The organism is Pseudomonas syringae CC1557 (assembly GCF_000452705.1).
In the GTDB taxonomy this organism is placed as follows: Bacteria; Pseudomonadota; Gammaproteobacteria; order Pseudomonadales; family Pseudomonadaceae; genus Aquipseudomonas; species Aquipseudomonas syringae_F.
On sequence record NZ_CP007014.1, the window covers coordinates 5,690,518 to 5,716,195 of the forward strand.

Below are 25,678 nucleotides of genomic sequence, written 5' to 3' on the forward strand. Positions count from 1 at the left end.
CGCAGGCACACCCTATGCTGGATCAAGGATTAACAAAAATGAGTAAAAGTTGGGTGATGCATAAGTAAAACCTTATAGTTATTGATCAGCCAACCGAAAAAAGGCTTTATAGATGCGTAAGTCATTGATGCGCATGACATTGCGCCAGTTGCGCATATTCAACGAGGTGTGTGACCTGCGCTCATACAGCCGCGCAGCAGAAGAAATGTCGCTGACCCAGCCCGCAGTCAGCCTGCAGATACGTCAGCTTGAAGAGTTGATCGGTCAGCCATTGTTTGAGTACGTCGGGAAAAAGCTGTACCTGACGCAAGCGGCTGAAGCGCTGCAATCCGCCAGCCGGGATATTTTCGGGCGCCTGGAGAGCCTGGATATGCAGCTCTCGGACATGCAGGGTTCGCTGCAAGGGCAATTGAAACTGGCGGTCGAGTCGAGCTGCAAATACTTCATCCCGCACCTGTTTGCCGCGTTCAAACGCCAATATCCGGACGTCAGCCTGAGTTTGATGGTGGTCAATCGTGCGCAGATCATCAAACGATTGTCGGATAACCGTGACGATCTGGTGGTGATGTCGGCCGTGCCGCAACACATGGGCCTGGAGTTTCTGCCGTTCCTCAACAACCCGATTGTCGCCGTAGCGCCAGCGGATCATCCGCTGAGCAGCCGCGAAACATTGAGCCTGAAAGATCTGGAGCCGTGGCCGCTGCTGACGCGCGAGCCGGGTTCAGGCACGCGTCTGGCGTGTGAGGAATATTTCAAGGAAAAGCGCGTGCACTTCACTCAGACCCAAGAGGTGTCCTCAAGCGAGGCGCAGCGTGAATGCGTAGTCGCCGGGCTGGGCCTGGCGATGCTGACGCGGCATGCGGTCTGTCAGGAACTCGCCACAGGGACGCTCATCGAGCTGCCTGTGGCGGAGTTGCCGTTATACCGAAGCTGGTGCGTGGTGCAGGCCAGGGATAAACGCCTGTCACCGGTGGCGCATGCGTTTTTTGCCTTCATCCGCAGCGAACGTGCGCAGATCAGCCAGCTTGTCGAGCGTTTCGACGGTCGACTGCGGGCGGTGTGACAGTCTGCCAGACAGCGTTTTTCACACCGTCCATGTAATCGCAGAGCTCTTGGTTGAGCTGACGCGCTTCGCTGTAGCTCTCGATTGCCCGACGAAACTCCATGCGACGCTGATCTTCCTGCTGACGGCGGGTTTTCACGGTGCTGTTGGGTAAATCATCGTAATGCCGAGCCATGTCCTGTCTCCCAATACGTTTTGTGGGAGCACCAGAATGGAGCGTAGCGGTGACAGTCAGACGGCACGCACATGACAGATCGATGAAATTTGATGTAACGAAACCGACTCAGTCTTCGTGGGTCTTGATCGACTTTGGCGACAGGCGCAAGCCGCGCAGACTGCGCTTGACGCTCTTGAGGTGATTGACCAGGCTCGGCCCGCGCGCCATGGCGACGCCCATTGCCAGCACATCAATGACCACCAGATGCGCGATGCGCGAGGTCAGCGGTGTGTAGATTTCGGTGTCTTCATGCACGTCGATGGCCAGGTTGACCGAAGACAGTTCGGCCAGCGGCGTCTGGCTCGGGCACAGCGTGATCAGCGTGGCTCCGCTCTCACGGACCAGATTGGCGGTGATCAGCAAGTCCTTGGAGCGCCCTGACTGGGAAATGCATACCGCCACATCCGTCGGCTTGAGCGTGACCGCCGACATGGCCTGCATGTGCGGGTCGGAATACGCCGCAGCCGTCAACAACAGGCGAAAGAACTTGTGTTGCGCGTCGGCAGCCACCGCGCCGGACGCACCGAACCCGTAGAACTCGACCCGATTGGCCCCCGCCATGGCCGTGACCGCCAGCTGCAAGGCGTGAGGATCAAGGTTCTCGCGCACTTCCATCAGCGTGTGCAGGGTCGTGTCGAAAATCTTCAGGCTGTAGTCAGCGACCGAATCATCCTCGTGAATCGCGAACTGCCCGAAACTGGCACCTGCCGCCAGGCTCTGGGCCAGCTTGAGCTTGAGGTCCTGAAACCCGCTACAACCGATGGCGCGACAGAAGCGCACGATGGTCGGCTCGCTGATCCCGACACTGTGGGCCAGATCAGCCATGGAACTGTGCATCACTGCCGCAGGGTCCAGCAGCACATGGTCGGCTACCTTGAGCTCCGATTTGCGCAACAGGTGACGTGACTGGGCGATGTGTTGCAGCAGATTCAAGGGGCGGACTCAACAAAGATTAGAGGGACAGGGCTGTCACTTTTTTGTAGTTATACTACATGACCCGCGAAGCGCCCAGTTAAACGACGCTGGAAGGCTGCATACCGGCTCTCTCATGAGGATTCACGACATTTCCGTGGGAATAATCCTACATCAGGTCCTTTATCGCGACAGCTGCCGCAGGCTCAGTCAGTAAAAGTAGACGCAGTCCGTGCTAACCACGCAACAGGTGACGACCGGTCGTCCCGCCGCTGCGGTTTTTTAATGCCCGACGCAAAGCATGGTTTGCCCGTCATCGCGCAGCACCCTAGAATGCGCCGATGCGCGATGATCTCTCTCTTCTTCTGAATTCCCTAAACGATGCCCAGCGTCAGGCCGTAGCGGCCTCACTGGGTCGTCAGTTGGTTCTGGCCGGTGCTGGCTCCGGTAAAACCCGTGTGCTGGTGCATCGCATCGCCTGGCTGATGCAGGTCGAGCAAGCCTCCCCGCATTCGGTTCTGTCGGTGACTTTCACCAACAAGGCGGCTGCAGAGATGCGCCACCGTATCGAACAGCTGATGGGCATCAGCCCGGCCGGCATGTGGGTGGGCACCTTCCACGGTCTGGCGCACCGCCTGCTGCGTGCGCACTGGCAGGAAGCCGGGCTGGTGCAGACCTTCCAGATTCTCGACAGCGATGACCAGCAGCGTCTGGTCAAGCGCGTGATGCGCGAACTGGGGCTGGACGAACAGCGCTGGCCTGCACGTCAGGCCCAGTGGTTCATCAATGGTCAGAAAGACGAAGGCCTGCGCCCGAAACATATTCAGGCCAGCGGCGATCTGTTCCTGACCACCATGAAAAGCGTTTACGAAGCCTACGAGGTCGCTTGCCAGCGGGCAGGCGTCATCGACTTCTCCGAGCTGTTGCTGCGCGCACTGGACCTATGGCGCGATAACCCGGGCCTGCTCGCGCATTATCAGCGCCGCTTCCGTCATGTACTGGTCGACGAGTTCCAGGACACCAACGCCGTGCAGTACGCCTGGTTGCGTCTGCTGGCTCAGGGCGGCGACAGCCTGATGGTGGTCGGCGACGACGATCAGTCCATCTATGGCTGGCGTGGCGCGAAGATCGAGAACATTCACCAGTACTCTTCCGACTTCCCGGACACCGAAGTGATCCGCCTGGAGCAGAATTACCGCTCCACGGCGAGCATCCTCAAGGCCGCCAACGCCTTGATCGTCAACAACAGCGGGCGTCTCGGCAAGGAATTGTGGACCGATGTCGGTGACGGCGAGCTGATCAATCTGTACGCCGCCTTCAACGAACACGACGAAGCACGCTACGTGGTCGAGACCATCGAAAGCGCGCTGAAAACTGGTATATCGCGCAACGACATTGCCATTCTGTACCGCTCCAACGCCCAGTCGCGAGTGCTGGAAGAAGCCCTGCTGCGCGAACGCATCCCGTATCGCATCTATGGCGGGCAACGATTCTTCGAACGCGCCGAAATCAAGAACGCCATGGCGTACATGCGCCTGCTGGAAGGCCGTGGCAACGATGCGGCACTGGAGCGGGTCATCAACGTTCCGGCACGCGGCATCGGTGAAAAGACCGTTGAAGCGATTCGCGAGCATGCGCGTCATGCCGACGTCTCGATGTGGGAAGCCATGCGTCTGCTGGTCGCCAATAAAGGCCTGACCGGTCGCGCCGCCACGGCTTTGGGCGGGTTCATCGAGCTGATCGAGAACCTGTCGGCGAAGGTCATGGAAATGCCGCTGCACCTGATGACCCAGACAGTTATCGAGCAGTCCGGGCTCATCACGTATCACGAACAGGAAAAAGGCGAGAAAGGCCAGGCCCGGGTAGAAAACCTTGAGGAGCTGGTCAGCGCCGCACGCGCCTTCGAGAACCATGAGAGTGACGAAGAGCTGACACCACTGGCGGCGTTCCTCGGCCACGCCTCACTGGAGGCTGGCGACACTCAGGCGCAGGAGCATGAGGAAAGCATCCAGCTGATGACCTTGCACAGCGCCAAGGGCCTGGAGTTCCCGCATGTGTTTCTGGTTGGGATGGAAGAAGGACTGTTCCCGCACAAGATGAGCCTGGAAGAACCGGGCCGCCTGGAAGAGGAACGGCGTCTGGCTTATGTCGGCATCACCCGCGCCATGACGCAACTGGTGATGACCTACGCGGAGACGCGTCGTCTGTATGGCAGCGAAACCTATAACAAGGTCTCGCGTTTCGTGCGCGAGATCCCGCCTGCGCTGATTCAGGAAGTACGGCTGTCCAACAGCGTCAGCCGCCCGTTCGGCGGTACACCGAAATTCAACAGCAGCAGCCTGTTCAACGGCACCGGCATCCCGGACACCGAGTTCACCATGGGCCAGCGCGTGCAGCATGCGGTGTTTGGCGAAGGCGTGATCCTCAACTTCGAAGGCGCTGGCGCCCAGGCACGCGTGCAGGTCAACTTCGCCGATGGCAGCAAGTGGCTGATGATGGGGTATGCGAAGCTGGTGGCGTTGTAGGATTCAGGGTTTGGGGAACGGGGCTCAGCGAGCTCTCGTTCCCACGCTCCGCGTCATACATTAGGCCGCTTTGACTATCGTGCCAATGCTCCGCGTTGGCATGCATTGGGTGACGTTCCGCGTCACAAATCTTCAGTCTGGCGAGACAGTGCGTGTAACCGAAGCTCGGGCTTTAATGGTGCCTGCACCTCGTACGGCCTGAATTCGGCGTCAACGCTCCAATGTGTGACGCAGAGCGTCACGAACTGTATGCCAACGCGGAGCATTGGCACGATAGAAGACTTGTGTATAACCTTTTAGCGTGCAATTAATCGCAAGACTTACGAAGCGTGCTGAAAAGTCCTACGCTGCTTGTGTAAAAGTCCGAAACACTAACGCGCTAGTCATGTTGCTGTCTGCTGTGCAACATGACGCGTGTGCAATCACCAAACGGGAATACCCTTATGCAACGTTTTCTAAGCATCGCGATGGCGCTGTGCATCGGGCTCACCATGAGCCTGGATGTGAATGCCGCGCGCTTCGGTGGCGGCAAGAGCATGGGCTCGGCGCCTACGCATCAGGCGCGCCAGACCGCACCTTCCACGCCGGCAGCCACACCTGGCGCTGCTGGCCGCCCTGCCCCTGCGGCAAGCGGCGCCTCGCGCTGGCTGGGCCCGTTGGCCGGTATCGCTGCCGGTGGCCTGCTCGCGTCGATGTTCATGGGGGATGGCTTCAACGGCCTGCAACTGTTCGACATCCTGATCGTGGGCCTCATCGCCTTCCTGATCTTCCGCTTCATCGCGCGTCGTCGTCAGCAGCAACAGCCGAAAATGGCCCCTGCCGGCGCGCCGTATCAGCGTGAAGCCAGTCAGCCTGGGCAGAACCCGATTTTCGGCAGTTCGTCGCCTGCTTCCACTGCGCCAGTGATCAACGCCCCGGCCTGGTTCAATCAGGAGCGCTTCCTGGAAGCTGCTCGCGGCCACTTTCAGGCGCTGCAGCAGCACTGGGACGCCAACGAAATGGACAAGATCGCCGAATTCGTCACCCCGCAGATGCTGCAATTCCTGAAAAAGGAACGTGCGGATCTGGGCGACGGCTTTCAGTCGACCTTCATCGACAACCTCAGCGTGCAGCTGGACGGCGTCGATGACCGTGCAGACAAGACCATCGCGACCCTGACCTTCTCCGGCGTTTCCAAGACATCGCGCTTTGATCAGGGCGAAGTGTTCAGCGAAAGCTGGAACATGGAACGACCACAAGGTGAAAACCAGCCATGGCTGGTGGCAGGAATTCGCCAGAACGGTTGAACCAGATTCCGTTCTCGCGTTCAGAACCCCGGACATGTCCGGGGTTTTTGTTTATCCGTTCGGATAGTTATTTTGAGAAAGGCTTTACGCTACTGTATAACCCGCGCCATCAAGTGAGAGGAGCTGTGTCGTGGAAGAAGTCATTGAACAACTGCGTGAAGCAAACGAGCCGGTCCCGGTTCCGCTTGAACTGCCTGACGAAGACCTGCTGGTCGAGATCGAGGAACAGCTGTTCATCAATATTCCGTTCGTCTTCAAGGAGTTTCTCCTGACGGTCAGCGATGTGGTGTATGGCAGCCTTGAGCCCGTCACAGTGACTGACCCGCAGTCGCATACCTACCTGCCGGAAGTCTGCGCTACCGCCTGGGATCTGGGCGTGCCGCGCGAGCTGATTCCGATCTGTCAGGACGGTGACGATTATTACTGCGTCGAAGAAGACGGAACCGTGCTGCTGTGGTCTGCCGAGGAAGAGCTGGTCACCGAAGACAGCTGGGAGTCGGTCTGGCATTGGGCTCGGGATGTCTGGCTGGAAAGCTGAGACACCCCTGCTGCATGGACTGAAGGTAACGGCTGCAAACAGATCGCCGGGCTCAATGCCCGGATGATTCCGGGTTGTTACCCAAGGTCTCCAGCAGCGCAATCTGCATCCGCGTATGCACGCGGATCAGCCAGCGCCACAGCAATGCGGCGACCAGAGCAGCCACCAGCGCAACCACCAGCAACAATTCACTGGCTGGCAGAATGCTCGCCGACAGCGCCGCCAGCATCACGAAGATCACCGCCAGCGACAACAGCGGAATCACCTCCGCGACCACCTTGCGCACGCGCACGGTGTGGCGGCCGGCCATCTCGGGTTTGACACCCATCTCCGCCAACAGCATCGACAGCGCCTTGAGCTTGCGATACGCCGCAATCAGAAACGGCAGTGACAGCAGCAGCGCAGCACCACAGATCCAGGCCTTCTGATGGCTGATATCGGTCACCCACTCATTCATGTACCCGCCAAGATGTTCAGCGAAGTAGCCGCCGCTGAAAAAGATCGCCATCACCAGCGCGAGATTGACGCCCACCTGCAACAGAATTCGCCGAATCATCCCGGCAAGCACAGCGCTCTGCCCCTGCGGCTGAATGCCGCGCAGCCATTCGCCATACATGCCGAACACCCTCGCCACTCGCCGGGGCATGATTGCCGCCAGCTTGAGCGACAACGGATCGGCACCGCGAATCAGATAGGGTGTCATCAACGTGGTGATGGCCGAGACGGCAACGGCTACTGGATACAGAAAGTCGCTGGTGACCTGTAGCGTCATGCCGAGCGCCGCAATGATGAAAGAAAATTCGCCAATCTGTGACAGCCCCATGCCCACGCGCAGTGAAGTGCGGCCATCATTGCCAGCGATGAATGCGCCGAGGCCACAGGACAACATCTTGCCCAGCACCACTGCAACGGTGATGACCGCGATAGGCCAGGCATATTCCAGCAGGATTTTCGGGTCGATCATCAGGCCGATGGCGACGAAGAAGATCGCGCTGAACATGTCCCGGATCGGCTCGATCAAGCGCTCGATCTTCAGCAGCTCACGCGACTCGGCCATGATCGCGCCGATCAGAAACGCGCCCAGTACCATGCTGTATTCCAGCTTGACCACCAGCAGGCAGAAGCCGAAACAGAGGCCCAATACGGTGATCAGCAGCATCTCGTTGCTTTCAAAGCGGGCGACATAGGACAGCAACCGGGGGACCAGCAGAATCCCGATCACCAGCGCCACTATCATGAACAGCGACAACTTGCCGACCGTGGAAAACACTTCGCCCGAACTGACCGAGCCACTGACCGCAATGCCCGACAGCAGCGCGATAATGCCGATGCCGAGGATGTCTTCGACAATCAGCACGCCGAAGATCAACTGCGCGAAGTGCTGGTTTTTCATCTTCAGGTCATTGAGCGCCTTGACGATGATGGTGGTCGAGGAAATCGCCAGAATCGCGCCCAGGAAAAGCGAATCCATGGTTTTCCAGCCAAAGAACTGACCGATCTCATAGCCGATCCAGATCATCAGGGCGATTTCGAGAAAAGCCGCTATGAACGCCGTCGCCCCGACCTTGAACAGCTTGCGCAGACTGAATTCCAGCCCCAGACAGAACATCAGGAAGATGACCCCGAGTTCTGCCAGGGTTTTGATGGTGTCTTCGTCGTGGATCAGGCTGAACGGCGGCGTGTGTGGGCCGATAATGAAACCCGCGACGATATAGCCCAGAACCACCGGCTGCCTGAGGCGATGAAACAGAATGGTCACCACACCGGCCACCAACATGATCACTGCCAGATCCTGAATGAAATTGATGGCATGCATGGCGGCAAAGCTCCTTGTGAAGATGACGCCCTGAACCGATATCGCCGTACCGTTTGAGGTATCAGCCATTCAGTTCGTCATCAAAATCCGATTAAAACGCAGGAAAAAACCCGATCCACGGGTTTTTGCAGGTTATCACTGCCCCCTTCGACATAAAGCCGGTGCAATATATGGAAACAGATAGTTATTCAGCGTGACGGCCGCCTGCCTTCCAGCGTCCCGATAACTGTCGCAAGCCCCTCCAAGCGCCAGCATAGGCGCCCTTTGAACACCTTGACCGTGTGAGTACGCTATGGAACCCGGAAACGCCCAGCTGTCGATGACTGTATTGATGACCCCGGACATGGCCAACTTCTCTGGCAATGTGCACGGCGGTACGTTGCTCAAGTACCTCGATGAAGTCGCCTACGCGTGCGCCAGCCGCTATGCCGGGCGCTACGTGGTGACCCTGTCAGTGGATCAGGTTATTTTCCGTGAGCCGGTGCATGTCGGCGAACTGGTGACCTTTCTGGCATCGGTCAATTACACCGGCAACACGTCGATGGAGGTCGGCATCAAGGTGGTGACCGAAAATATCCGCGAGCGCTCGGTACGCCACTCCAACAGTTGCTTCTTCACCATGGTCGCCGTGGATGACAACCGCAAACCCGCCAGCGTGCCGCCTCTGGAACCGGAGTCTGCCGATGCGAAGCGTCGTTATATCCAGGCGCAGCAACGCCGCCAGATTCGTCAGGAACTGGAAAAGCGTTATCAGGACATCAAGGAAGAGGTGCTGTAAGCAGCTGGCTCAGGCAGCAGTGCCTGAGCCAGTGGACGTGCCCAAAGGTTACAACCGCACCGCTTCGAACTTCACACGTGGATGTGCGATGCGGTCCTGGGCGCGGACCAGTTCCAGCTCGTAGCTGCCGCAGACCTGGGTTTCCAGGAGTACTTCGTGGACCGCCGCTGCGGTGAATTCGAATGCGGCGACCAGATCGTCGCCCAACAGAACCCGCGCCAGAAACAACCCGGACGTCAGGTCGCCCACACCGACCGGCTGGCGGGGAAAGGCCAGCAGCGGACGGCGCAGGTGCCAGCTTGCGTCGGCAGTCACCAGCAACATTTCAAAACCATCGGCGGCCTTGCCCGGGTAATCAAGGTGTTTGACCACCACGGCTTTGGGACCGCGCGCCAACAGCGCACGCGCCATCGCCAGACAATCGAGCAGTGATTCGGGCTTACGACCCGAGAAGCTGTCCAGTTCCAATTGGTTAGGGCACATGAAGTCCGCCATTGCGGCGGCTTCTTCCAGCAGGAAGTCGCCGACTTCCGGGGCGACGATGCAGCCTTTTTCAGGATGGCCCATCACCGGGTCACACAGGTACAGCGCCTTGGGGTTGGCGGCCTTGATGCGCGCCACGCCCGTCAGGATCGCCCGGCCCTGCGCCGCACTGCCCAGATACCCGGACAGCACGGCATCGCAGTTGCCCAGCTCGCCAATCGCAGCAATGCCGTCGATCAGCGCGGGGATCTGCTGCGGGGCAAGCACTTCGCCCGTCCACTGCTTGTATTGCGTGTGATTGGAGAACTGAACCGTGTTGAGCGGCCAGACATTGACCCCGATACGCTGCATCGGGAACACCGCTGCGCTATTGCCGGCGTGGCCGAACACCACATGGGACTGAATGGCGAGCAAGTGGGGCGTACGTTTCATGGGTGTGGAATCCTGAACACGATGCAAATGCAGTAATGAGAAATATAAGTTGCGCAGTATGGCTGTAAATCACTCCGGGCAGTTAAGCTGGTCGCTCCTTTGTTGGAGCACCCTGCCATGCTGACCCTGGGAAATATCTTCGTGCTGATGCTGTTCGCAACCGCTGCGGCCTGGTGGTGGCACGCCCACGGTTTGCGCGAAAAAGCGCTGGCACGCGTGAAACAGCATTGCGCACGCCTCGAACTCCAGCTTCTGGACGACGCCGTCGCCCTGCGCCGCCTGACCTTTGCCCGCGACGCGCAAGGCCGCAAGCGGCTGGCCCGCGTCTACGCGTTCGAATTCACCGTGACCGGCGAACAACGCCACCCCGGCACCATAACGATGTTCGGCGCCCACACGGCGCAAATCGAACTGGCACCCTATCCATTCGAAATCAAAACACCGCCACCCAGCGCGGAAATAATTCAAATGAGTGAGTGGCGCCAATCGCATCAGAAGTGGAAGCAGTAGCTGGGCACGGGAGCAAGCAGCCCGTCAAATCAGGCAGCTCGCCATCTGCACCTGCAACTTATCCACATCCTGCGGCGCAGAAAAAATCAATTCCAGCCGTGAATCCTGTCGCCACTCGCTGACTTGCCAGGCAATCGGCGCACCATCAAGCACGTTGGCTGAATACCAGCCTCCTTCGCTGTGGATAACCATCTTCGCCCTCCGCCAAATGAGGCTTTCCAGCCATTGCAGCATGCGTTGCAGGCAGAACTGTTGCGACGGATGCCAGCGCCAGCCGATGCTCCAGCCTTCAGCACTGACCTGACTCAGGCAGATGGGCACACGCGCATCGGTCCACAACGCAGGCAACTCGCCGATACTCTTGGGCAATGTCAGTTTATCCACAGCCTGTTTATCCACAGAGGCCCCGTCGATAAACCCAGGCAAGCGAGCCAGCGGTAATTCCCCGTGCCGGGTCCAGAACACCATGTGTGATGGCAATTGCACTGACAACGCCTGACGCATGGCATCGTCCAGTTGCTCGGACTTGTTCATCACCACTAACCCCGCCCCCGCCAGCGCATCCTGTTGTGTGGTGGGCAACGGCTGGCCTGCGGCCATCGCCGCAGCATCCAGCACCATCACGCTCGGCTGCACCGACAGCACCCCACGCCACGGCGCTTCGCGCAGTTGGGCCATAAGCTGCGCAGGATGGCCCAAGCCAGAGGGTTCGATCAATAAACGGTCAGGCCGGGCCTTGCGCAGCAAGCGTCCCAGGCCGATCTGGAACGGCACTCCGTTGACACAACACAGGCAGCCGCCAGCCACTTCGCCAAGTGCGATACCATCGGCAGCCGTGCTCATCAGCGCAGCATCCAGACCGATCTGTCCGAACTCGTTGATCAGTATCGCCCAGCGTTCGTTGTCGGGTTTCTGCGCCAGCAAGCGCTTGATCAGGCTGGTTTTGCCGGCACCCAGCGGGCCGCCGATGACATGCGTGGGGATGTTCTGCAGCATGGGATCACTTTTGAAGAGTGCGTGGACCATTGAAGAGCAAGGAAAGGTAACGATGCAAGTGATACAGCTGACTGCTCGTCTGGCGTGGGTGCTGCTGGCGATGTCTTCAGGGACGGCGTGGGCCGAGGCGTGTCTGGTACACAGCCAGGCCGAGCGGCTCGACGTCAAAGTCTGTCAGGAGAATATCAACATCCCGGCCAGCCTGTTCAAGGACGGCTTCTGCCAGCCACAGCTGACCGGGCAGAAGACCGAGACAACCTATTCGGAGCAATGCCCGACGGGTGCTTTCGGCGTCTGCAATAACGCGCAGGTCGCCAATATGCCTTACCGCGAGAACATCCACTATTATGGCGTTGCCCGTGACGCGCTGTACCTCAAGCCCTTTTGCGAAGGCCAGAGCAAGGGCCAGTGGACAACGCCGTAACGCGCTTTATGCCAGCCAGTCCAGAGTCAGAATCAGCCTGCGCTCGTTATGCGCCAGCGGCGGCGAACGGTGGATCAGGCCGAAGCCTTCATTGCCGTGCCAGCGCTCGCCCTTGAGCAATCCCACGTCGCCGCTGCCCATCTGCTGAATGTGCGCAGGGTTGCACGGCTCGGCTTCCGCACGACCAAGCTGTTCGCGGTCCAGCACATCTTCCCTGAGCCATTGGCTGCCAATCCCGCCATAGGTGGTGATCAGGCGCACCGGCACGTGATCGACGTGGAAACGCGGGCACATGGCTTTGTCGAGCACACGCAGCCGTAACCCGACACATTCAGCACCCAGCAGGCAGGCATAGGCGCTTACCAGCCACGAAACGTCGGCGATGAACCCTTCATAGCCGTGCAGATCGGCATACGCCGACGCCAGCGTGCGCAGATCAGGTTCGACGTCGCCCCCCTTCACGTCCAGCGTCAATGCCTCGGCGAGCGGCTCGCCCATCGACAACAGCAACGCACTGAAGTCGACAATGTGTGCAGGCAACTGACGATGCCAGAGCGCAAGGTTCACGCCCTCTTCGACGATCTCGCTTAACACCTCGGGCGTATTGCCCTGTGTCTGCCGAACCGAGGGCCGAGGTTTCAACCGATACGCGAGCATCAGGCAGCCACCTCTTCCATATGCCACGAACCGAACGGATCAGCCAGCTCGCGCCAGCACTCGACACCTGTTGCCATCTCGGCGTCGGTGAGCAGGCAATTGTCCAGTTCAGCTGTCAGCAGCGCAAAATCGATGTTCTGACCGATAAACACCAGCTCTTGTCGGCAATCGCCGGTTTCGTTGGACCAGTTCTTTAGAATCGATGCAACACTTTCCTTGTCCTCAGGCCAGCCATCACGGTTGACGAAACGCCACCAGCGTCCGGCGAAACCATGGCGCATCAAACCACCTGCCTGCGACCAGCTGCCCGCATCCTTGTACTTGCTGGCCAGCCAAAAGAACCCCTTGGAGCGCAGCAGTTTGCCATTGGTCCACGGGCGGTTGATGAAATCGAAGAAGCGCTGCGGATGAAACGGACGGCGCGCACGATAAGCCGTCGATGCAATCCCGTACTCTTCGGTTTCCGGCATGTGATCGCCGCGCATTTCCTTCAGCCAGCCCGGCGCCTGAGAGGCCCGTTCGAAGTCGAAGCGACCGGTATTGAGAATTTTCGCCAGCGGCACCTGGCCCATCACCATCGGCACGATCTCGGCCTCCGGATTGAGGCGTTTCAGAATCTCGACAAGCTCTTCCCGATCACTGGAGCTGATCAGATCGATCTTGCTGAGCAGAATCACGTCGGCGAACTCGATCTGCTCGATCAACAGGTCAGTAATTGAGCGATCATCCTCTTCACCCATGGTTTCACCACGTGTGTCCAGGCCATCCGCGGCTTCGTAATCGAGCAGAAAGTTCACGCCATCGACCACGGTGACCATGGTGTCCAGGCGCGCCAGGTCGCTCAGGCTCTTGCCTGCTTCATCGCGGAAGGTGAACGTCTCGGCGACCGGCAGAGGCTCGGAGATTCCGGTGGATTCGATCAATAAATAATCAAAGCGCCCGTCCTGAGCGAGACGGCTGACCTCTTCGAGCAGGTCTTCGCGCAAGGTGCAGCAAATGCAGCCGTTGCTCATCTCGATCAACTTTTCCTCGGCGCGGTTCAGGCTGACATCGCGCTGGACCTCGCTGCCGTCGATGTTGATCTCGCTCATATCATTGACGATGACGGCGACCCGCAAGTTTTCACGATTGCGCAGGATGTAATTGAGTAAGGTGCTTTTACCGGCTCCGAGAAATCCGGAAAGCACGGTAACGGGTAGGCGGTCTGACATCAGGATTCTCCAGGCAGCGGCAAGGCTTGAACCTTGTTCATGGCGGCTGCGACGAATCCCTCAAGCAGCCAGCTCTAATCACTGAACAATGTTATATTATAACAACACACAATAGCTACTGGCCTTGGTGACAGGTTTTTCATGAAATGGCTCGCAACGGGATTGTTCGTGCTTTTGACGCTGACTGGCGCGCAGGCGATGGCGGCTGCTCCGGATCTGGCACGCTGTACCCGCAGCGCCTCGATACTGGCGTGCAGCGATGCGCTGGGTAATAGCTACAGTGTGGTTACGGCGGGGCTGACGACGTGGTTGAAGGGTTATGAAGTGCTCGAGAAACGTCGCTGGGCGCAAACCAACAGCCGTTATGGTCAACTGACGTTTTTTACCGGGCTGGCCTCGAATGGCGAAGCCTGGATTGGCACTGTGCAGCGCGTGGGCTGGACCACGATCACGCGTGTCTCCAGCTCAAGCGGCACCCGCAGCAAGATCACCTGCAGCCGCTTGAACGGCTGCCGCTGAGTGCATCAGGCCTGCTGTTCCTGTTTTTGCGCCTGCACCCAGGCCATATGCGAATCCACGGGCGGGTTGCGCTGGAAGTAGCGTTGCAGACCCTCGAACAAACCATCTGCCACAGCCTGTTGATGGCGCGCCGTGACCAGCCGCTGACTGTCGCGGCTGTTGGAGATGAAGCCGGTCTCGACCAGAATCGATGGCACGTCCGGTGACTTGAGCACCGCAAAGCCCGCCTGCTCGACGCGCTTCTGATGCAGCGTGGTAATGCCTTCCAGACTGCCCAGAACGGTATGCCCCAGTTGCAGACTGGCTGCGATGGTCGCGTTCATCGACATGTCGAGAATCACCCCGGCCAGCATCGGATCTTTGTCTTTCAGGTTGAGCAACGACGTCGCACCCAGCAGGTCGGCGCCATTTTCTCGCTGCGCCATGAAGCGCGCTGTCGCCGAGGTTGCGCCGCCTTCGGACAAGGCAAATACCGAAGCGCCGGAAGCGGTCAGACGAGGCGCCGCGTCAGCATGCACGGAGATGAACATATCGGCGTTGGATTTGTGCGCGAACTCGACCCGTTTGCGCAACGGCACAAAGAAGTCATCATTGCGTACCAGGCGCACATCGAAGCCCTTCTCGCGCTTCAAGCGTCTGGCCAGCAACTGCGCGATGGACAACACGACGTCCTTCTCGCGTTCACCACGTGAGCCAACTGCGCCTGGGTCCTTGCCGCCATGCCCGGCGTCGACCACTACCATGATGTCGCGTCCGGTGTGGGCTTTGCTCTGAATCGGGACAGGCACTGGCGGCGGCAGCTCGGCCATTTGCACCGGAGCACGCGCTGTGGAACTCATGTCCAGCACCAATCGATGACCTTGCGAGCCATCGGGGCCAAGCAGAAAGCTGTTGAGCTGCACAGGCGCAGTCAGGTCCAGCACGATGCGCGTGTCATCGCCGGTGCCGTAATGCCCGGAGCGAATCGATTTGATAACCGTGCGATCCAGCGCCAACTGACTGAAATTGCCGGTCAGCCGTGAACCGCTGACATCAATGATCAGACGGTCGGGCGCGGTAAGCGTGAAGGTTTTGTACTGCACCGGGCCGCTCAGATCGAGTACCAGCCGCAGTTTGTCGTTGGTACGCCAAAGGCGTGCGTTGCTGATCTGCGTGGCGTAGGCACCCAACGGCAGCGTCAGGGCGGCGCTGGCCAACAGCATATTGAGCAACACTTGGCGTCGGTGCATGGAATGTCTCAAAGAGCAAATTGAGCATCCTGGCTCAGGAAGGGTTCATCCACATCAATAGTAACAATATAACATGCAGTTACAGGCGGAAGATGAAGCCCTTCATGAAGATTCCGTCATGAAATGCCAGCCGCGAGCGACAATAAATCATCGACTTGGCGGCTGATGTTCCACGTGGAACATAACTCTATGAATTTGATCAGGTACGTGGAGCTACAGCGCCGCATTGCGGCCCCAGCCAGACAGCGCGAGTGTCCATGCTGCCGTTCTGTTGCTGACCCGTAGCATTGAACGTCCCGACCACTTTGGTGGTGAATTCACGGTCACTGAGGAATTGTGCCTGTCCTGTGCCTTGCGCCTTAGGACAGGTGAACTGGAAATTCCAGGTTTTGCCGTTACGCGCGGTGATCTTTTGCGAGCAACCGGATGCCGGGTCAGTCAGCGGGATATCGTCCGACTTTACCTGGGCCTCGGTCAGGCAGGCTCGTACGCCCTTGCCTCCCAGTGAGACACCCTGCTTCTTCATCATCTGTTCCATCATGGCGCGCTGCTCGGGCGGCAGATTCTGCAACTGCCCGAGCATCAATTGCATGTCCGGCAACTGTTGCCCATCGACCTGCATGTTGCTCGTGGTCAGTTCCCATAAGCCCGGTTGCAGCATCTGTGCTTGAGCCAGTGGCGTCGCGAGACAAAACATCCAGGCCAATATGCGTTTGTTCATTTCAAGTTTCCTGCTCGAGCGGTTGAATACAGACAAGGCCGAAGCAATCCGACCCGACGATGAACCTTAGACGGTATAAGCGAAGCCCAGTTGCACCGGGAATAAAATAGCGACATTCCTGTTCAGCTGTGGTTTGTTAGGCGATAAAAGGCGAGAGCATTGTTCCACATGGATTATCACAACCCGTATTTTTTCGGCTATGTCATCGGCTTTCTTCATTTATTGGGCAGCATTGCCGCCATTCACGCCCTGTTAACGGTGCGCACCTCCCAAGGCGCGATTGCCTGGGCGATGCCGCTGCTGTTCATTCCCTACTTCACCCTGCTGCCTTATCTGGTATTCGGACGCAGTTCGTTCGATGCGTATATCAAGGCGCGTCGTGAAGCCAACAAGGAAATGCGCGCAGCCATCGGCAACCTCAACTGGCGGCCATGGATCGAAGAAGCAGTCGCGGCGCGGCGCTCGGACGCTTACGCGGCGCTGCGTGCGATGCCAAAGCTGGGGAACATGCCCGCGCTGGCCAACAACAAGGTCAGGCTGCTGATCAATGGCGAAGAAACCTTCGGGGCAATCTTCCAGGCGATCCGCGAAGCAAAGCAGACGATTCTGGTGCAGTTCTTCATCATTCACGACGACAAGCTCGGGCGTCAGTTGCAAACGCTGCTGCTGGAAAAGGCCGCAGAGGGTGTGGCGATTTTTGTGCTCTACGATCGCATCGGCAGCCATGCGCTACCGGGCTCTTACATCGACACGTTGCGTGAAGGCGGCGTACAGATAAAAGCATTCGCCACGCGCGGTGGCTGGCTCAACCGCTTCCAGATCAACTTCCGTAACCATCGCAAGATCGTGGTCGTAGATGGTCTCAAAGGCTATATGGGCGGGCATAACGTCGGCGACGAATACATGGGGCTGAAACCGCCGCTGGCACCGTGGCGGGATACGCACGTGGAAACCATCGGCCCGGTAGTCGCTTGCCTGCAAGAGTCATTTGCCGAAGACTGGTTCTGGGCCACACGTGAACTGCCACCGCTGAGCCTGCCTGAGGAGTTTCCGGAAGACGGCGTACTTTGCCAACTGCTGACCACCGGCCCGGCCGACGCACAGGAAACCTGCTCGCTGTTCTTCGTCGAAGCGATTCATGCCGCTGAAGAGCGCGTATGGATTACCAGCCCCTACTTCGTTCCCGACGAAGCGGTATCGGCCGCCCTGACCCTGGCGGTGCTGCGCGGCGTCGACGTGCGTCTGCTGCTCCCCTCGCGTCCTGATCACTATGTGGTCTACGCCGCCTCCAGCCTGTACGCGTTCGAAGCGGTGCGCGCAGGCGTGCGCGTGTTCCGTTACGAGCCGGGCTTCCTGCACCAGAAAGTAGTATTGGTCGACAGCGAGATCACCGCCATCGGCAGCGCCAACCTCGACAACCGCTCGTTCCGTCTCAACTTCGAATTGATGCTACTGACCGTCGACAGCGCGTTTTCCAGCCAGGTCGAAGCCATGCTCACCGCCGACTTCGCTGCGGCGCGAGAAATAACCCTCCAGGACAGCCACGACACCCGCCGTCTGCATCAGTTGGGCATGCGCGTGGCGAGGCTGATTTCACCGATTTTGTGAGCCCGCTTGACGCTATCCACAAACCCGACTGACCTGGACGCTCAGTATCAGGTCTGGAATGAGCGGCGCCGCACAGATCTGTGACGCGGAGCGTCACGAACGGCATTCCCGCGCGGAGCGTGCGGAACGAGAGGTATCCAGGCTTACGACTCTCGTGCCAATGCTCCGCGTTGGTATGCATTTCTGGACGCTCCGCGTCCGCTCTGGAATGAGCGGTGCGAAGTATCATCGTGCGTCAACGATAAACATCCTCCCGCGTCAGCGGCAATCCGGTCGAGCCATCGGCGAAGGGTTTCACTGCCAGTATCTGGTGCAGGTTGATCCAGCCTTTGGCGAAGCCATACGCGCAGCCTGCAAGGTACAGGCGCCAGATTCGCAATGTCTGTTCGGGGACGATGCGGGCGGCTTCATCAAGCCGGGCTTCAAGACGCGCGCTCCAGTGTTCCAGGGTTTTGGCGTAATGCGGACGCAGGCTTTCGACGTCGACCACTTCCAGTCCTGCATCGCTGAGGTGGGCGCTGATCATGGCCAGGTGCGGCAGTTCGCCGTTGGGGAATACATAGCGGTCGATGAACTCTCCGGCACCGCGGCCCACGGGACGGCCATCCGTATGCAAGGCCGTGATCCCGTGATTCATGACCAGACCGCCCTCCTTTACCGCACCGAACAGGCAACGTGCATACAGCGCCAGATTGGCGTGCCCGACGTGTTCGAACATACCGACGCTGACTACCTTGTCGAAACGCGCATCCTGCGGCAGATCGCGGTAGTCGAGCAGTCGCAGGTCAACCCTGTCCTGCAGACCCTCGGCCTGCACGCGATCCCTGGCCAGCGCCAGTTGCTGCTGACTGAGGGTGATACCGACCACCGTCACGCCATATTCACGCGCAGCGAATCGCGCAAGTCCGCCCCAACCGCAACCGACGTCCAGCAAGTGCTCACCAGGCTTGAGGCGTAGCTTGCGGCATAGATGATGAAATTTGTCTTGCTGCGCCTGATCCAGCGACTCTTCACCTGTCTTGAAGTAGGCGCAGGAATAGACCATCTCCCTGTCGAGCCACAGCTGGTAGAAGTCATTAGACACGTCGTAATGGTAGGCAATCGATGCCGCGTCGGAGTTCTTGTCGTGGCGGACGCGCGTGGGGGAAACGTCGCGATCATCGTCATTCAGCAGCGCGTGAGTCAGCTCATCGCAGACCCGCACCACTTCGCTGATCGAGCCTTCCAGCTCCAGCCGCCCTTCGACAAACGCACTGCCCAGCAGGCCGAGGCTGGGGTGAGCGAAGTCGGCCACCAGTTGCGGGTCTTTGACCACGATGGTGACACTGGGTGCAGGCCCCAGATCCATTTCGTGACCGTCCCAAAGCTTGAGACGCAAGGGCAAATGAAGATTCTGCAAGACCGTTGGAAGTTGCGTAAGCATTCAAAATCCCCCCCTTATCCAGAAACTCGCAAAGAGTCATCCAGCAGAGCCCCACTGAAGGGCCCGGAAAGGCTATTGGCAACGGCAGAACTGCAACGAATCGACTACGGGGAACAGCCTTGCGCCCACTGATTCGAGCCGGGTAACAGCCTGAATTTGGATCACGCACTAAAGGACTAGCGCTTAATCTGTAACAGAACGCTTCAAAGCTCAAGCCATTTTCGGACCTGCTGGCTGACCCTGCGTGGGCGTCTATGCGGTATGTCACACGCTCAGAGCTTCAGCAGCGGCTCCTGGAAGCGCAATAGACGTCCGGCGTTGCCCAGCACCAATAACGTGCTGAGATTGTGCAGGACGGCCGCGACCATGGCGCCGGCCGCGCCGAGCAGACCAAACGCCGCCAGCGCAACAATCGCCAGCGTCCAGCCCAGCCCGATGATGACATTGACCTGAAGGGTCTGCCGGCACTGGCGGCTGAGGCGCACGCAAGTGCCCAGTCGGCGCAGGTCGCTGCCGATCAGCACGATGTCGGCGGAAGCCAGGGCGATGTCTGCCCCGCCCGCCCCCATCGCAACGCCCACCACACCGGCCTTGAGCGCCAGCGAGTCATTGATGCCATCGCCCACTACCATCGGCCGGAAGCCCCCGGCAATTTCAGCCATGACCCGATTGAGCTTGTCCTCCGGAAGCGCCTGCGCCTGAACATCGGCAATGCCGATTTCCCGAGCCAGGCTGTCAGCTACGCTTTGCCGGTCACCCGTCAGCAGCAATTGACGCCCCAGGCCCAGCTCACGCAGTTCAAGCAGTGCAGCCTGTGCTTCAGGTTTGACGCTGTCGGCCAGCAGCAGCCAGGCCAGAAAAACACCGTCCAGCGACAGCCCCGCCAGTGGGCCGTCATGCGCAGGCACGGCAGACGTGACGATGTCCAGTTGCTCGAACAGCTCCGGGCGTCCCAAAGCGGCTTCGCCATGTTCGGTCGACGCGACGACGCCCAACCCTTGGCGCTCTCGGGTATCGCTCAACGGCAGCAAACGGCTGTTATCCACAAGCCCGGCCATGGCACGACTGACCGGATGGCTGCTGGCCGAACCCAGGCTGGCCGCCAGCTCCAGCAACAGTGGATGCTGTGGGCCATCAGCCTGCACCGACTGCAAACGCAGACGGCCAAATGTCAGCGTGCCGGTCTTGTCCACCACCAGCGAGGTCAGGTCAGCCAGCTCTTCAAGGAACGCCGAGCTCCGAATGAGAATACCGTGACGCGCCGCTACGGCTATGCCCGCGATGGCGGTAGCCGGCGCCGAGAGCACCAGCGCACACGGACATGCCGCAACCAGCACGGCGAGCATCGCCTGCGCATCCTGAGTGATGAACCAGGTCAGCGCGGCGATCAACAACACCAGCACCATGTAGCTACCTGCGTAGCGCTCCAGCAGGCGGGTGATCGGTGGCTTGGAACGTTCAGCGCTTTGCATCAGCGCAATGACCTTGCCCAACGTCGACTGGTCGCCGATACGGGTCACTTCGATACGCAGCACACCGTCCAGATTGATCGCACCGCCAAACACTTCGACGCCGATACTGGCTTCCAGTGGCACCGACTCGCCGGTGATGGACGAAGTATCGAGACTGGCCTGCCCGGACAGCACCCGACCATCCGCCGGAACCCGGTCACCGGCCCGCACTTCGACCTGATCGCCGGCATTCAGCGTGGTGTTGTCGACCTCGCGAATGCTGCCATCCGCATCAATCAAGCGAGCCTGGCTGCGCGTCAGGCGACCCAGCGCATCGATGGCCTCCTGCGAGCCGATCACGCTGCGCTCTTCCAGCACATGACCAAAGATCATGATGATCGGCAGCAACGCAGCCGTCATCAGATCGCCCGTGGCCCAGGCACCGAGCATGGCCAGTGCGATCAGTTGATCGGTGATGCCATGCAGGCTCGGATGCCGCAGGCTATGCCAACCGGCGCTGACCACCGGGATTGCCACCAGCAACGACGCCGCGCCCAACAGCAACTGACTGACACCCGTCTGCTCCGGCGCGACAAAACGCCAGATCAGCCCCAGCCCCAACAAGCCCAGTGCCAGCATCGCCAAGGTCAATTGCCGGGCAGCGCTGCGCTGCTCCGCGTTGCTCAGTAAACTGCCCGCAGCCTCGGGTTTTGCGGCGTGGTGGGTGTGAACGGCTTCGCCACTCATTGTGGTGCTCCCTGGATGATCAGGCGGGAATCGTCTTTGGGATCGACAGTGGTCACCGAACCGGCTTGACGCAGAATACCCGGCACGCGCTCACGATAAAGACGCTGCATCAAGCCAGGATCGCTGCCGTTGTGGGCGGCCTCCGACAGGCTGACGACCGTGGCCGTGGCAGCCTGCGCCTTGGCCAGACGCTCCGAGGCCTGAGCATGCGCCACTTGCAGGGTTCGATCGGCTTGCTGATTGGCGGTCTGGGTCAGTTTCTCGGCGTCGGTGCGGGCATTGGCCACGGCCTGATCAGCCTGCTGACTGGCGGTCAGCACCGCATTGAACGCGTTGACCGCCGAAGTAGGCAGACTCGATTGCACGTCTACTCGCGCAACTTCGACGCCGATGCCCATTCCGGTTGCAGCAAGTTCGGCAAGACGTTGATTGATGCCGCGCACCAGATCACCGCGCAGCCGTTCGCGGCGCTCGGCAGCTTGACTGTCTGCGCTGATCAGCTCAGGCCGGGCGACCAGAATAGTGTCCAGATCCCGCGCAGCGGTCAGCGACACGGCGCTGCGATTGACCAGGCGGTCAAGCGCGGGCAAGACGTGATCGCCTTGCAGAACAAAGGCCCTTGGATCAGTCACTTTGTAGAAAACGGTTACATCCAGTTGCACGACCCCAGCATCCCCCGTCAGCAGAAAGCCCGAGCCCGCCAGCGCGTCGCTCATCGGTGCCGAGAGGGTCGCGATCTCATCCGCCTTCAACGCGGCAGGCGAACGCAACAAGGTTTCCACACGTCGCTCGATCACTCGATCAGCCGAGGGCAGCAGCACCACCTTTTCGAAGGGTTGTGGCCAGGCCGTCAGCAGACCGGCGTTCTGCACCCGATCAAGCGCACCGAAGCGCATGACCACAGCACGGTTCTGCTGGTCAATTTCCCGCACGTTGGACGTCATCCAGGCAAGCGCCGCCAGCAGTGTGACGCCATATAGCCCGAGGAACGCCAGGCGACTGGCCTGCAACCACGGGCTGCTCATGGCTGCGTTCCGCCTTTGGCGTCCAGGGTTGGCGGGCCGTCCACCAGCACGCGGAACGGTGCGGCGTCGGTGCGCAGGATCAAACGAGTACCCGGCGTCACGATCGTGCCAAGGGTATCCAACGAACGCAGCAGGTTGTAGAGCTGGGGCGAGCCGGCATAGGCGCGGCCATAGATCTGCGCGGCTTCGACGCGGGACTGCGCCTCGATGTCGGCGGCCTTGACCGTCGCATCCGCTTCGACGATGCGTGCGTCGCGCTCAGCCGCCGAACGTATCTGCGCCGCCTCGCGTTTGCCTACCGCCGTGCGCTCGGTGGCGATGGTTTCCCGCTCGGCGCGCATACGGTCAACCGTGGCGTTGAGCGTCACCGACGGCAGGGTCAATCGTTCGACACCGACTTGCAACACACGGACGCCATAAGTCGCCAGCAACTGCTGATCGATCTGCTGGCGCAACTGGTTTTCGAACGCCGTGATGTTCACTTTGCTGGCGTCGGTATTTACCAGACTGGAGAGGTCAAAGCTGCTCGCCGTGGTTTCCAGCGCGGAGCCGACAAAGGTGCGAATCTGCCGCGCCGCTTCGTCCGGCTGGTTCTGTACGGCACGCATGAAACGCTGCACGTTGGCTGCATCGCCCTGCACCTGCCACGCCACATATGCCTGAACGATGATGCGCAGGCCGTCGCGGGTACCGACATCCTGCAGGCCGCTGGAGGTGGTGCGCAGGCGCAGGTCCACCGGGATGGTCGCCTCGAAAGGTGCGGGCCAGCGCCAGTTCAGGCCTGGCTCCAGCAACACACGGGACGGATTGCCGAAGCGAGTGACCACTGTCGCCTCGCCCGAACGCACCTGCACCAGGCTGGCGGCTGCGATGGCAAAAGCAATCAGCACCGCGGCCAGACTCGCCCTCCGCCATGGGAAGCTCGCCGGACCGGCAGACGCATGATGATGGTGGTGCCCGTGACCGCCATGCCCATGGCTGTCATGGCTTTCGTGTTCGCTGTGATCGTGATGATGATGAAACAGACTCAAGGGACGACTCCTTACTGAACGGCTTTACGCGGCGCCGTTGGGTCTGCCGGTGGGGTGAAAGAACGCAGGTCAATGGTCGGCGCGTTATCGCCGCCCAGACGGTGATCAAGTATCAACAGCTTGGCGTTACCCAGCCCCTCGGTGAGCTGGGCCAGGTATTGCTCCAGCAGGAAGGCCTGCCCGGCCTTGGCGTAGGCCTGCCGCTCGGCGCTGAAACGCAGGTCAGCGCCCTGCGCGGTAGCCATTACTTCTCGCGCACCGGCAGTGGCCTGGTCGCGGGCAACACTGGCATTGAGCTGAGCCTGATTGGCCTTGTCGCTGGCGGCACCGCGCTCACGGGCGATCAGCGCTTGCGCACCAATTTGCGCAGCCTGCACCGCGTGATAGGCATTCGCCGCACCGGCTGGCGGATGAATCGCTTCGACCACGGTGGCCAGCAGCTCGACGCCGCTGTCCAGGCGCTTCAGGTCAGCCTGTACGGCCTTGCCAATGTCATCGGCAAGGCCGCTGCGCTGCTCGCCGAGCAGCTCATCCAGCGTGCGCGAGGCGAAATCATGCACCAGCACGCGGCTGGCGGTACTGCGGATCAGAGCCGGAATATCTGCGCTGTGATAAGTCGAGGCAATCGCCGCCGAGTCCGTCAGGCCGATGCGATAGACGAACCGCACGTCCATATTGACGATCTGAAAGCTCTGCTTGTCGCCCGCACTGCTGGCAATTACCTGGGACTTTTCATTGATGTGGCTGGCATCCCACAGACGGTTGGCGCTGATCGGTGGCGGCCCCTCAGCCGGGTCCAGGGTCTGTTCGGTGGCATCGGCTGCAGAAACACTGGTCGCCAGCTCATGAATCACACCGTTCTCCACCGCCAGCACCCGCCCGAACGGCCAGGGCAGACCCGCATGCAGGCCAGGCCCGAACACCTCGACCGGCTTGCCGAAGCGCTCGTAGATGCCGCGCCCTTGCATGGGTATTTCATGCACGCCGCTCAGCGCCCAACCCACTGCCGCGACAACAGCCAGCACCGGCAGAAAAGCGCGGCGCATGTAGGTGAACGCCCAGATCTGGCGCAGATCAATGCCAAAACGGTTGTGCAGTTCGTGCTGCAAGGCGAGCAGCGGACGCGGGGGCCAGCGCAGCAGGTCAGCGATGAAACTACTGGCCAGCAGGCGCGGCTCTACACGAGGCTTGCGCGGGCTGAAGACTGACAGGCCAGCGCGCAACAGAAACTCAAGGGCAACACACAGTGGCAGCAGGCCGATCAGTACGGCCACTCGTACAGGCCAGACTCGGTCTGCGCTGGAGAAAAACAGACACAGCGCGCCGATCAGCATGACGCTGATCGCCATGCGCACCAGTTGCGCCAGCGGTGCGGCTTCGGGTGACTGGCCGGCGGGCTCGCCACTCAATTGCCGCTCGATGACCAGCAGGCCGAACGCCAGCAGCAACATCACGCTCCCGGCCAGGTTACTCAGGGCTGAAAGGTCCGTGCCGAGCAACGCCAGGTTCCAGAAACAACGGATCACCACCAACACCAGCACGGCCCATGCCGCCAGCCACAGGGTCGAACTGCCGATGTGCCTGATCAGTGATTCGCCGGAATGGCTCAACCGGGTGAGCAGCCGCTCGTACCAGCCACTTTCATCACCCGCCTGTGCGGTTTCAACCGGTTGGCCTGTTTCTGGCGAACCTAGCGCACGGGCCCGCCACATCGCTACATGCCGGGCCGATTGCAGGCCTGCGGTGAGCAACAACAGGGCAGCTGCGGCGTTGCATAGCACCGCCATCCACAATGAGCCCGGGGAAAACAGATCAATAGACAGCGCCAGCAGCAGCCCAAAGGCGCCTACCCCGCCGGTCAGGTACATCAAACGTCCAAGGCGCTTGACCTGCTGTATCGCCATTTGAAAACGCGGCAGGCCTTCCAGGCCTGCATGCTCATCCAGATCAACCCGCATCAACACCCCGGAACCCGCTGATTATCGCCCTGTACAGAGCCCTGCATTGGCATGTGAATGCCGATGCATCTTAGCGTTACGATATAACACGCAGAGTGAAACTTTCGTCAGGTCTGTT

23 protein-coding genes are annotated in these 25,678 nt (G+C 60.0%); 9 read left to right on the plus strand and 14 right to left on the minus strand.

Translation table 11 applies throughout. From position 1 onward, the window contains the following. Nucleotides 1-112: 112 nt before the first annotated feature. On the plus strand, nucleotides 113-1,063 hold the full coding sequence (locus tag N018_RS25065) for a LysR family transcriptional regulator (RefSeq protein WP_025391047.1): 951 nt from the start codon (nucleotides 113-115) through the stop codon (nucleotides 1,061-1,063). On the opposite strand, the gene N018_RS27075 is transcribed toward N018_RS25065, so the two are convergent. Further along, nucleotides 1,017-1,202, minus strand: coding sequence for a PA3496 family putative envelope integrity protein (locus N018_RS27075; protein ID WP_161632850.1), 186 nt, complete (start codon nucleotides 1,200-1,202; stop codon nucleotides 1,017-1,019). The genes N018_RS25065 and N018_RS27075 overlap by 47 nt on opposite strands. A 144-nt stretch (nucleotides 1,203-1,346) precedes the next feature. Further along, nucleotides 1,347-2,213 (minus strand): transcriptional regulator HexR, encoded by an 867-nt coding sequence (gene hexR, locus N018_RS25070; protein WP_024643477.1) that lies wholly within the window; start codon nucleotides 2,211-2,213, stop codon nucleotides 1,347-1,349. A gap of 320 nt (nucleotides 2,214-2,533) precedes the next feature. Between hexR and uvrD the strand changes: the two genes are divergently transcribed. The 3 genes from uvrD to N018_RS25085 all read left to right on the plus strand — a co-directional run bounded on the left by uvrD (nucleotide 2,534) and on the right by N018_RS25085 (nucleotide 6,541). After that, nucleotides 2,534-4,717, plus strand: coding sequence for a DNA helicase II (gene uvrD, locus N018_RS25075; RefSeq protein WP_024643476.1), 2,184 nt, complete (start codon nucleotides 2,534-2,536; stop codon nucleotides 4,715-4,717). A gap of 443 nt (nucleotides 4,718-5,160) precedes the next feature. Further along, entirely contained in the window at nucleotides 5,161-6,003 is an 843-nt protein-coding gene (locus N018_RS25080) for a Tim44 domain-containing protein (RefSeq protein ID WP_024647493.1), read from the plus strand. Between the two features lie 130 nt (nucleotides 6,004-6,133). Further along, nucleotides 6,134-6,541, plus strand: coding sequence for an SMI1/KNR4 family protein (locus N018_RS25085; protein ID WP_005895035.1), 408 nt, complete (start codon nucleotides 6,134-6,136; stop codon nucleotides 6,539-6,541). Nucleotides 6,542-6,593: 52 nt separating this feature from the next. Here N018_RS25085 and N018_RS25090 read toward each other — a convergent pair whose 3' ends face one another. Further along, entirely contained in the window at nucleotides 6,594-8,357 is a 1,764-nt protein-coding gene (locus tag N018_RS25090; RefSeq protein WP_025391048.1) for a cation:proton antiporter, read from the minus strand. A gap of 292 nt (nucleotides 8,358-8,649) precedes the next feature. Between N018_RS25090 and N018_RS25095 the strand changes: the two genes are divergently transcribed. Continuing rightward, nucleotides 8,650-9,135: an acyl-CoA thioesterase gene (locus tag N018_RS25095; protein WP_024647495.1), complete on the plus strand. Its 486-nt coding sequence runs from the start codon at nucleotides 8,650-8,652 to the stop codon at nucleotides 9,133-9,135. Nucleotides 9,136-9,183: 48 nt separating this feature from the next. Here the strand turns inward: N018_RS25095 and pdxY are convergent, their stop codons facing one another. Beyond that, a complete protein-coding gene (gene pdxY / locus N018_RS25100; RefSeq protein WP_024647496.1) occupies nucleotides 9,184-10,050 on the minus strand; it encodes a pyridoxal kinase PdxY in 867 nt (288 codons plus the stop codon). A 117-nt stretch (nucleotides 10,051-10,167) separates the two neighbouring features. On the opposite strand from pdxY, the gene N018_RS25105 reads away from it, so the two are divergent. After that, on the plus strand, nucleotides 10,168-10,560 hold the full coding sequence (locus N018_RS25105) for a DUF3301 domain-containing protein (RefSeq protein ID WP_024647497.1): 393 nt from the start codon (nucleotides 10,168-10,170) through the stop codon (nucleotides 10,558-10,560). Between the two features lie 24 nt (nucleotides 10,561-10,584). On the opposite strand, the gene N018_RS25110 is transcribed toward N018_RS25105, so the two are convergent. Further along, nucleotides 10,585-11,556 (minus strand): CobW-like GTP-binding protein, encoded by a 972-nt coding sequence (locus tag N018_RS25110; protein ID WP_025391049.1) that lies wholly within the window; start codon nucleotides 11,554-11,556, stop codon nucleotides 10,585-10,587. Nucleotides 11,557-11,608: 52 nt separating this feature from the next. Between N018_RS25110 and N018_RS25115 the strand changes: the two genes are divergently transcribed. Continuing rightward, nucleotides 11,609-11,980: a hypothetical protein gene (locus N018_RS25115; RefSeq protein ID WP_024647499.1), complete on the plus strand. Its 372-nt coding sequence runs from the start codon at nucleotides 11,609-11,611 to the stop codon at nucleotides 11,978-11,980. A 6-nt stretch (nucleotides 11,981-11,986) separates the two neighbouring features. Here the strand turns inward: N018_RS25115 and N018_RS25120 are convergent, their stop codons facing one another. Continuing rightward, nucleotides 11,987-12,637: a DUF1826 domain-containing protein gene (locus N018_RS25120; protein ID WP_025391050.1), complete on the minus strand. Its 651-nt coding sequence runs from the start codon at nucleotides 12,635-12,637 to the stop codon at nucleotides 11,987-11,989. Beyond that, a complete protein-coding gene (zigA, locus tag N018_RS25125) occupies nucleotides 12,637-13,848 on the minus strand; it encodes a zinc metallochaperone GTPase ZigA (RefSeq protein WP_025391051.1) in 1,212 nt (403 codons plus the stop codon). Before zigA ends, N018_RS25120 begins: the two co-directional genes overlap by 1 nt. 141 nt (nucleotides 13,849-13,989) lie before the next feature. Between zigA and N018_RS25130 the strand changes: the two genes are divergently transcribed. Further along, nucleotides 13,990-14,367 (plus strand): hypothetical protein, encoded by a 378-nt coding sequence (locus N018_RS25130; RefSeq protein WP_025391052.1) that lies wholly within the window; start codon nucleotides 13,990-13,992, stop codon nucleotides 14,365-14,367. Between the two features lie 5 nt (nucleotides 14,368-14,372). Here N018_RS25130 and N018_RS25135 read toward each other — a convergent pair whose 3' ends face one another. Continuing rightward, nucleotides 14,373-15,596 (minus strand): N-acetylmuramoyl-L-alanine amidase, encoded by a 1,224-nt coding sequence (locus N018_RS25135; RefSeq protein ID WP_024647503.1) that lies wholly within the window; start codon nucleotides 15,594-15,596, stop codon nucleotides 14,373-14,375. A 199-nt stretch (nucleotides 15,597-15,795) separates the two neighbouring features. Continuing rightward, on the minus strand, nucleotides 15,796-16,317 hold the full coding sequence (locus N018_RS25140) for a DUF3617 domain-containing protein (protein ID WP_024647504.1): 522 nt from the start codon (nucleotides 16,315-16,317) through the stop codon (nucleotides 15,796-15,798). A gap of 168 nt (nucleotides 16,318-16,485) precedes the next feature. Here N018_RS25140 and cls point away from each other — a divergent pair, with 168 nt between their 5' ends. Beyond that, nucleotides 16,486-17,925 carry a cardiolipin synthase gene (gene cls, locus N018_RS25145; protein WP_024647505.1) on the plus strand — a complete coding sequence of 480 codons (1,440 nt, stop codon included), beginning with the start codon at nucleotides 16,486-16,488 and terminating at the stop codon, nucleotides 17,923-17,925. Nucleotides 17,926-18,160: 235 nt separating this feature from the next. Here the strand turns inward: cls and cfaB are convergent, their stop codons facing one another. The 5 genes from cfaB to hflK (N018_RS25170) all read right to left on the minus strand — a co-directional run bounded on the left by cfaB (nucleotide 18,161) and on the right by hflK (N018_RS25170) (nucleotide 25,560). Next, nucleotides 18,161-19,348 (minus strand): C17 cyclopropane fatty acid synthase CfaB, encoded by a 1,188-nt coding sequence (cfaB, locus tag N018_RS25150; protein WP_025391053.1) that lies wholly within the window; start codon nucleotides 19,346-19,348, stop codon nucleotides 18,161-18,163. A gap of 272 nt (nucleotides 19,349-19,620) precedes the next feature. After that, nucleotides 19,621-21,546: a heavy metal translocating P-type ATPase gene (locus N018_RS25155; protein ID WP_025391054.1), complete on the minus strand. Its 1,926-nt coding sequence runs from the start codon at nucleotides 21,544-21,546 to the stop codon at nucleotides 19,621-19,623. Continuing rightward, nucleotides 21,543-22,571: a protease modulator HflK gene (hflK, locus tag N018_RS25160; protein ID WP_025391055.1), complete on the minus strand. Its 1,029-nt coding sequence runs from the start codon at nucleotides 22,569-22,571 to the stop codon at nucleotides 21,543-21,545. The genes N018_RS25155 and hflK (N018_RS25160) overlap by 4 nt, the downstream gene beginning before the upstream one ends. Continuing rightward, nucleotides 22,568-23,602 (minus strand): protease modulator HflC, encoded by a 1,035-nt coding sequence (gene hflC, locus N018_RS25165; RefSeq protein ID WP_025391056.1) that lies wholly within the window; start codon nucleotides 23,600-23,602, stop codon nucleotides 22,568-22,570. The genes hflK (N018_RS25160) and hflC overlap by 4 nt, the downstream gene beginning before the upstream one ends. Nucleotides 23,603-23,613: 11 nt before the next feature. After that, on the minus strand, nucleotides 23,614-25,560 hold the full coding sequence (gene hflK / locus N018_RS25170; protein ID WP_025391057.1) for a protease modulator HflK: 1,947 nt from the start codon (nucleotides 25,558-25,560) through the stop codon (nucleotides 23,614-23,616). Between the last annotated feature and the right edge of the window lie 118 nt (nucleotides 25,561-25,678).

Coding starts and splice junctions, on each gene's coding strand:
- N018_RS25065 (WP_025391047.1), top strand. CDS start 113: ATGCGTAAGTCATTGATGCGCATGACATTGCGCCAGTTGCGCATATTC.
- uvrD (WP_024643476.1), top strand. CDS start 2,534: ATGCGCGATGATCTCTCTCTTCTTCTGAATTCCCTAAACGATGCCCAG.
- N018_RS25080 (WP_024647493.1), top strand. CDS start 5,161: ATGCAACGTTTTCTAAGCATCGCGATGGCGCTGTGCATCGGGCTCACC.
- N018_RS25090 (WP_025391048.1), bottom strand. CDS start 8,357: ATGCATGCCATCAATTTCATTCAGGATCTGGCAGTGATCATGTTGGTG.
- N018_RS25095 (WP_024647495.1), top strand. CDS start 8,650: ATGGAACCCGGAAACGCCCAGCTGTCGATGACTGTATTGATGACCCCG.
- pdxY (WP_024647496.1), bottom strand. CDS start 10,050: ATGAAACGTACGCCCCACTTGCTCGCCATTCAGTCCCATGTGGTGTTC.
- N018_RS25105 (WP_024647497.1), top strand. CDS start 10,168: ATGCTGACCCTGGGAAATATCTTCGTGCTGATGCTGTTCGCAACCGCT.
- N018_RS25110 (WP_025391049.1), bottom strand. CDS start 11,556: ATGCTGCAGAACATCCCCACGCATGTCATCGGCGGCCCGCTGGGTGCC.
- N018_RS25115 (WP_024647499.1), top strand. CDS start 11,609: ATGCAAGTGATACAGCTGACTGCTCGTCTGGCGTGGGTGCTGCTGGCG.
- N018_RS25120 (WP_025391050.1), bottom strand. CDS start 12,637: ATGCTCGCGTATCGGTTGAAACCTCGGCCCTCGGTTCGGCAGACACAG.
- zigA (WP_025391051.1), bottom strand. CDS start 13,848: ATGTCAGACCGCCTACCCGTTACCGTGCTTTCCGGATTTCTCGGAGCC.
- N018_RS25130 (WP_025391052.1), top strand. CDS start 13,990: ATGAAATGGCTCGCAACGGGATTGTTCGTGCTTTTGACGCTGACTGGC.
- N018_RS25135 (WP_024647503.1), bottom strand. CDS start 15,596: ATGCACCGACGCCAAGTGTTGCTCAATATGCTGTTGGCCAGCGCCGCC.
- N018_RS25140 (WP_024647504.1), bottom strand. CDS start 16,317: ATGAACAAACGCATATTGGCCTGGATGTTTTGTCTCGCGACGCCACTG.
- cls (WP_024647505.1), top strand. CDS start 16,486: ATGGATTATCACAACCCGTATTTTTTCGGCTATGTCATCGGCTTTCTT.
- cfaB (WP_025391053.1), bottom strand. CDS start 19,348: ATGCTTACGCAACTTCCAACGGTCTTGCAGAATCTTCATTTGCCCTTG.
- N018_RS25155 (WP_025391054.1), bottom strand. CDS start 21,546: ATGAGTGGCGAAGCCGTTCACACCCACCACGCCGCAAAACCCGAGGCT.
- hflK (WP_025391055.1), bottom strand. CDS start 22,571: ATGAGCAGCCCGTGGTTGCAGGCCAGTCGCCTGGCGTTCCTCGGGCTA.
- hflK (WP_025391057.1), bottom strand. CDS start 25,560: ATGCGGGTTGATCTGGATGAGCATGCAGGCCTGGAAGGCCTGCCGCGT.